The organism is Chamaesiphon sp. GL140_3_metabinner_50 (assembly GCF_025361915.1).
Taxonomy (GTDB): Bacteria; Cyanobacteriota; Cyanobacteriia; order Cyanobacteriales; family Chamaesiphonaceae; genus Chamaesiphon.
In genome coordinates this window covers 1-6,015 of sequence record NZ_JANYJC010000360.1, presented here as the reverse complement: position 1 = coordinate 6,015, position 6,015 = coordinate 1, and the positions used below count along the sequence as shown (strand labels likewise).

At 43.4% G+C, this 6,015-nt stretch carries 11 protein-coding genes and 1 CRISPR repeat array; of the genes, 9 read left to right on the top strand and 2 right to left on the bottom strand.

Features of this window, described 5'->3' with window-relative positions:
- The coding region (locus tag Q0R35_RS17650) for a PhzF family phenazine biosynthesis isomerase (protein ID WP_295621514.1) at nt 1-472 on the bottom strand (472 nt) is incomplete at its 3' end.
- A 278-nt stretch (nt 473-750) separates the two neighbouring features.
- Between Q0R35_RS17650 and apcA the strand changes: the two genes are divergently transcribed.
- The 3 genes from apcA to Q0R35_RS17635 all read left to right on the top strand — a co-directional run bounded on the left by apcA (nt 751) and on the right by Q0R35_RS17635 (nt 2,254).
- Nucleotides 751-1,236 (top strand): allophycocyanin subunit alpha, encoded by a 486-nt coding sequence (apcA, locus tag Q0R35_RS17645; RefSeq protein ID WP_295621512.1) that lies wholly within the window; start codon nt 751-753, stop codon nt 1,234-1,236.
- Between the two features lie 81 nt (nt 1,237-1,317).
- A complete protein-coding gene (gene apcB, locus Q0R35_RS17640) occupies nt 1,318-1,803 on the top strand; it encodes an allophycocyanin subunit beta (RefSeq protein WP_295621510.1) in 486 nt (161 codons plus the stop codon).
- A 247-nt stretch (nt 1,804-2,050) separates the two neighbouring features.
- On the top strand, nt 2,051-2,254 hold the full coding sequence (locus tag Q0R35_RS17635) for a phycobilisome linker polypeptide (protein WP_295621508.1): 204 nt from the start codon (nt 2,051-2,053) through the stop codon (nt 2,252-2,254).
- Nucleotides 2,255-2,502: 248 nt separating this feature from the next.
- Here Q0R35_RS17635 and Q0R35_RS17630 read toward each other — a convergent pair whose 3' ends face one another.
- Nucleotides 2,503-3,036: a hypothetical protein gene (locus Q0R35_RS17630; protein WP_295621504.1), complete on the bottom strand. Its 534-nt coding sequence runs from the start codon at nt 3,034-3,036 to the stop codon at nt 2,503-2,505.
- A gap of 91 nt (nt 3,037-3,127) precedes the next feature.
- Here Q0R35_RS17630 and Q0R35_RS17625 point away from each other — a divergent pair, with 91 nt between their 5' ends.
- The 6 genes from Q0R35_RS17625 to Q0R35_RS17600 all read left to right on the top strand — a co-directional run bounded on the left by Q0R35_RS17625 (nt 3,128) and on the right by Q0R35_RS17600 (nt 5,713).
- On the top strand, nt 3,128-4,351 hold the full coding sequence (locus Q0R35_RS17625) for an esterase-like activity of phytase family protein (RefSeq protein ID WP_295621501.1): 1,224 nt from the start codon (nt 3,128-3,130) through the stop codon (nt 4,349-4,351).
- An 83-nt stretch (nt 4,352-4,434) separates the two neighbouring features.
- The gene (locus Q0R35_RS17620; RefSeq protein ID WP_295621498.1) at nt 4,435-4,626 is read left to right on the top strand and encodes a hypothetical protein; all 192 of its coding nucleotides are present in this window, start codon (nt 4,435-4,437) and stop codon (nt 4,624-4,626) included.
- A gap of 63 nt (nt 4,627-4,689) precedes the next feature.
- Nucleotides 4,690-4,884 (top strand): hypothetical protein, encoded by a 195-nt coding sequence (locus tag Q0R35_RS17615; protein WP_295621495.1) that lies wholly within the window; start codon nt 4,690-4,692, stop codon nt 4,882-4,884.
- Nucleotides 4,885-5,007: 123 nt separating this feature from the next.
- On the top strand, nt 5,008-5,208 hold the full coding sequence (locus Q0R35_RS17610) for a hypothetical protein (protein WP_295621492.1): 201 nt from the start codon (nt 5,008-5,010) through the stop codon (nt 5,206-5,208).
- 49 nt (nt 5,209-5,257) lie between these two features.
- Entirely contained in the window at nt 5,258-5,470 is a 213-nt protein-coding gene (locus Q0R35_RS17605; protein WP_295621489.1) for a hypothetical protein, read from the top strand.
- A gap of 42 nt (nt 5,471-5,512) precedes the next feature.
- On the top strand, nt 5,513-5,713 hold the full coding sequence (locus tag Q0R35_RS17600) for a hypothetical protein (protein WP_295621486.1): 201 nt from the start codon (nt 5,513-5,515) through the stop codon (nt 5,711-5,713).
- Nucleotides 5,714-5,747: 34 nt separating this feature from the next.
- Nucleotides 5,748-6,001: direct repeats of the CRISPR family, unit length 37 nt; unit sequence GTTTCAATCCCTGTAAGGGTTTAAGGTCGATTTCGAT.
- Between the last annotated feature and the right edge of the window lie 14 nt (nt 6,002-6,015).

Genomic DNA, 6,015 nt, shown 5'->3' with positions numbered 1-6,015 from the left:
CGATCGGATAGCCCGAATCAATATCGGTCGGATTTACGCCAATGACATCGGCAAAAATTTCCGCAGCCAAGGAATCGAAGAATTTTGGCTGCTGTTGGTGCATCCATAAAATATCTAATTCGCCATCAACATAGTTGAGATCGACAGGAATTTTACCAACCCGATAATTGAGACTGATTCGTTCGACTGGCTGCTTGAGGATCTCTTGCTGGATTGCAAATGCCGTTCCTAACGTCGGATGTCCGGCAAATGGTAACTCGGTCGTCGGGGTGAAAATGCGGGTATTGTAGCCGCCATTAACTGGCTCTGTGTCGGTCACAAAGGTAGTCTCAGAGAAATTAATCTCCCGCGCGATCTGCTGCTGCATCTGAAGATCCGTTAAGTTCCCCGCATCCCAACACACCGCCAGTTGATTGCCCGTATACTTCCCCGTCGCAAACACATCCAGAATTACAAAAGGAATATTAGTCATTAGCTTCAATCTCTACTTTCCCCTTATTTTCCCACTCTCACAGCCGATCGAAGTCTAAACTCTCTCCCATCTCCCATCTCCCATCTCTTGACCCGATCGTTACAAACTATTACGAATTTACTCATAAATTAGCAAAAATACCGGAAAATGTTTGCGGAAGGTATTTAAACCGCAGCCAACTTATGTATGATATAAGTGACTGTAATCGACCTCAGACGGCATAGCTCGTAATCGATCGATGTCAAGTCTGGTAAAAATTATCTTGGAGTAAACCCAAAATGAGTATCGTCACCAAAGCGATCGTCAACGCAGATGCTGAAGCTCGCTACCTGAGTCCAGGCGAATTAGACCGGATCAAAAACTTCGTCACTTCTGGCGAACGCCGCCTCCGCATCGCTCAAACCCTAACTGACTCTCGCGAGCGTTTGGTTAAAGGTGCAGGCGACAAATTGTTCCAACAACGCCCTGACGTAGTTTCTCCTGGCGGTAACGCTTACGGCGAAGAAATGACTGCAACTTGCTTGCGCGACTTAGACTACTATCTCCGTCTCATCACCTACGGTGTAGTTGCTGGTGATGTTACCCCGATCGAAGAAATCGGTGTAGTTGGCGTACGTGAAATGTACAGATCTTTAGGTACCCCTATCGATGCCGTTGCTGGTGGCGTTCGGGCAATGAAAGATGCTGCTGCTTCGATGATGTCTGGTGAAGACGCTGCTGAAGCTGGTGCTTACTTCGACTATCTCATCGGTGCAATGAGCTAGTTCGAGACTAGTTTAACAGCTATCGATCGGTCATATTTTCGGAATATCAGCAACTAGAGACTAGATAAGGAATTTAGAATAATGCAAGACGCAATTACTTCTGTCATCAATTCATCTGACGTTCAAGGTAAATACTTGGACTCATCCGCTTTAGATAAACTTAAAGCCTACTTCGGTACTGGCGAACTTCGCGTTCGTGCTGCTGGTACTATCTCTGCTAACGCAGCGACCATCGTTAAAGAAGCAGTAGCAAAATCCTTGTTATACTCGGACATCACTCGTCCCGGTGGTAACATGTACACCACTCGTCGTTATGCTGCTTGCATCCGCGACTTGGACTACTACCTCCGTTATGCTACTTATGCAATGCTAGCTGGCGACCCTTCCATCTTGGACGAGCGCGTACTTAACGGTTTGAAAGAAACTTACAACTCCTTAGGAGTACCTGTAGCTGCTACCGTTCAAGCAATCCAAGCCATCAAAGAAGTAACTGCTAGTTTAGTAGGTGCTGATGCTGGTAAAGAAATGGGCGTTTACTTAGACTACATCTGCTCTGGCTTGAGCTAGTCAACGGGTTGAATAACCTGTAGATAATGCAGATGAAGCAATCTAGTCTGAGAAGTCCGATGTAAATGTTAGATCTTCAACAGCTTATCCATGTTAAATGAGATGAGTTTTGACGACCTAAGATTGGCATTTGACTCTCAGACTTTGCCGTTTTAAGCACTAAAACTTCGCCGTTAGTAAGGTTAATTAACCGTACGGGCAAGCTAGTATACTTTATCCAAAATATAAGAATCGGAGTACAATTATTATGCGGATGTTCAAAGTTACCGCCTGCGTTCCCAGTCAATCTCGGATCCGCACTCAGCGCGAACTGCAAAATACTTTTTTCACTAAGTTAGTCCCTTACGATAGTTGGTTCCGCGAACAACAACGAATCATGAAAATGGGCGGTAAAATTATTAAAGTAGAATTAGCCACTGGCAAACAGGGCGCGAATACTGGCTTACTTTAAGTAACACTTAAAATAGCTAAGTTTATCGACGATCGTGCTAGGTAGATAAGCAACAGATAAAGATAAAATATATCATCAGACGATCGCCGTCTATTGTCTAAATGTCACCTAATTTAGATGCTATGAATATTTAGCTCGCTCTACTACAGCCAATAAAAGAGGTCATCGCTGACCTCTTTTGTCGTTTAGTTTGCTGCCTAAAACCTTAGCGGTTAGAAATCGTAGGCGTTCTAAGGTAGCAACTTAGGTTAAACACCTAATTCGGAAACTACTTGAGCGATCGCATTTTTTTGTTCTTCATCATAACCCCAACGAGTCAAAAATTCACCATACGTACCAGTTCCCGTCTGAATTGTCGCGACTAAATCTCGACACATTTCTTGAATCTGGGGGAGATTTAATTGGTGGATAATATTAGTTGTACGGGTAGCAACAGTCGCTGAAGATGCCATCATGTCGCTATCGTTACGCCGCTGATGGTAGAGTTTCTGGGCGGTAGACATGGCAATATTTTTGACAAGTAAGTCGGCGGCGATGCCGGGATTCGCTTGTAGAGCGGCAATAATTTCCGAGCGAGGTTCGTCGCAAATTGGATCTGCGGCTGTGAGATAAGTGACAAAAAAGCCCCTCGCACCATTAGCTGTCTGCACTAGTGCAGCTACAAAATCTTGAATTTGGCTGGATGTTAGCTCATTTTTTTTAAGCTGGATCAAAAATGTTTGAGTTAGTTCGATGGCTTCGTCAAATTTTACCTGAGCCGGAACGGTTAGAGTAGAAGACATGGGTAATTTACAAAAAGGACTCGCTACAGCCATTTTAACGAACCTACCTTCTTCCTAGTGTCAAATTAGATCTATAAGAGTGAATAGTGGCATGAATTCAAATCCAATTCCCGATCCGCACCGCAAAAAAATCGGTGGTTGGATCTTAGCGGGGACAGTTTCATTCGGGGCGTTATTATGTGTGGTAGCAATTGCGATCTTTCTGACTTCCTGCGGTGCAGATTTGCCCAGTGAGGCGAGTAGTCGCATTTTTAATAAACTCTCGATCGAGTATATCGGCGAATATCAAGTCCCCGACAACTTACAATTTAAAAATACCACCGTCGGCGGTTTATCGGGGTTAACCTACGATCGACAGCGTAACCGATTTTATGCAGTTTCCGACGATCGCGGCGATCTCGCACCAGCTAGATTTTACACGCTCAAACTAGATTTAGATACTAAAAATCCCGATCGGGTCAAATTTAATAAAGTCGATATCTTAGATGTGACGCTGCTCAAACAGGCGAATGGAGAAACTTATGCCAAAGGCACAACCGACACCGAAGCCATCGCCCTGACACCGCAATCATCAGTGTTTATCTCTAGCGAGGGAGATCGGGGCAAAAATATTCCGCCATTTATTAACGAATTCGACTTAAAAACGGGCAAAGTCAAACAAGCTTTACCAATTCCCCAACGTTATCTACCTGATACCGAAGGCAAACGCGGCGTTCAAAATAATCTAGCTTTTGAAGGCATTACCCTCAGCCCCACGGGTACGCTCCCAGCCAGTGGCGAAGCCTTGCGACTATTTGCAGCTACCGAATCTGCCCTATTACAAGATAAAGAAGTCGCTAAAGTCGGCGAAAATGGTAAGATTCCCGGTGCTAAAAATCGCTGGCTGCATTATCTAATTAGCGATCGAGCCGAAGTCGTCAGCGAACACCTCTATCAGCTCGATTCACCTCCATTAGGCGCAGTCGAGCATGGATTGTCCGAAATTCAATCGATCGATACTAGCGGTCATTTTCTCACCCTCGAACGCTCTTTTGGCTTGACGGGTTTTCGGGTTAAACTATTTCAGACTAGTATGGCAGGTGCCACCGATACGACTAAAATTGCCAGCTTTAAAGGTAGCACCAACATTCAAGCTATTAAAAAAGAATTAGCCTTCGATCTCAAGACGTTGAATATTTACATCGATAATCTTGAAGGCATGGCACTAGGTTCGCGACTCCCCGATGGCAGTCAAACGCTGTTGTTAGTCAGCGATAATAATTTTACCGATCGTCAAATTACTCAATTTCTGCTGTTTAAATTTAAACAGGGATAATATCTGGATTGCGATCGGATGCGATTGCAATTGACGATCGCTCTTTTTGTGACATACACTTAAATTAGCGTCAAAGGACTATTATGGGCAGACTAAAAAAAGACAATACCACACATATCAACTTTAGAATCGATAGCGATGCTGCCGAATCTCTCAAGAAAACAGCGATAGAATGCGGGTTTAAATATGGCGATACCGCCGCTATGGGTGCATTTTTGGAGCGATTAGCAGATGTCGATCGCGAACTACTCAAGATAATTATTAAAAAGACTTGATGATTAACCAAGTGTCAATTATTATTGAGTAGTAGTGCAAACCGCTCACTTAGGAGTAAGCACATGTCAGAAAGATTAGACCGATTAGAAAAAATAGTAGAGTCCAACTCTAAAGCGATCGAAGCATTAACTAACCAATCGGCTGAGTTTCAAGACCGCATGACAACCACAATCGAACTCCTGACTCAAGTAGTTGTTAGATTGGATGCCCGCCAACAAGACCAAGAGAACCGCATCAACCGCTTAGAACAGCAATAGCTTCAATCCCTGTCAGGGTTTAGAGTCGATTTTGACGATCGAATCTTTTGGGATCGATGGCTTTTTTGTTGACGATCGTCGATAAACTCGCTAAAGTTAGGTTAGCGTCAAAACACATTCATTATGTCTAGACCAACATTAAATAAAGTCATACTTGGTGGTTACAAGGTTAAGCCAGAGACAATAGATAAACTCAGAAAATCAGCAATTGAAGCGGGATACACTCATGGCAAAGGCGCGGCAATTGGAGAATTTTTAGACGCGATCGCCCAGATTAACCCCCTACTTTTGGTTGAACTTACCAAGCAAAAGATTGATGAATAGACACAGTGAGTTTGTAATAGGAGTATGTCCAATTAATTAGCTCAAAGCCATGTCAGAAAACCTAGACCGATTAGAAAAAATTGTCGAATCCAATGCTAAAGCCATCCTGGCATTAACAAATCAAGGAATCGAGCTAAATGCTAAAATCGATCGCATCAACACCGAACTTAACGAGAAAATCGATCGCACTAACTCCATTGTCACTGAGTTAGCCAATATAGTTCTAACTGTTGCCAATCGTCAAGACGACCAAGAGGATTGAATTACCCGACTGGGGCAATAAAAATTCGCATTTACCGAACACATGCAAGCTCCACAAAGTGAATTACAACAAGTTTTAGCATCGATCGAGGCTATCGAAACCAGACTAGAGGCTAAGATAGATACTTTTAATGAAAAGTTCGATAATTACCAAAAAGCCACTCAGTCGATAGTAAACTTAGCGTTCGGATTAATTGCATCTGCAACAATTATTACTGTTGTATCTAACGTATTCCAACGCTAGACTGATACGCAAACCAGTAGAAACAATCTACCTAGTGTCAATCCCTGTAAGGGTTTAAGGTCGATTTCGATCCTGAAAGCGTCTCTCCTTCCCCGACAACTGTTTCGTTTCAATCCCTGTAAGGGTTTAAGGTCGATTTCGATGATGTTATTGCGTCCCCAGGATTACCCGCTTCAGATTGTTTCAATCCCTGTAAGGGTTTAAGGTCGATTTCGATTTGTACCTTATGGCAGTTTGCCAGTTAGTTATGGGTTTCAATCCCTGTAAGGGTTTAAGGTCGATTTCGATGGTCAGCAACAATA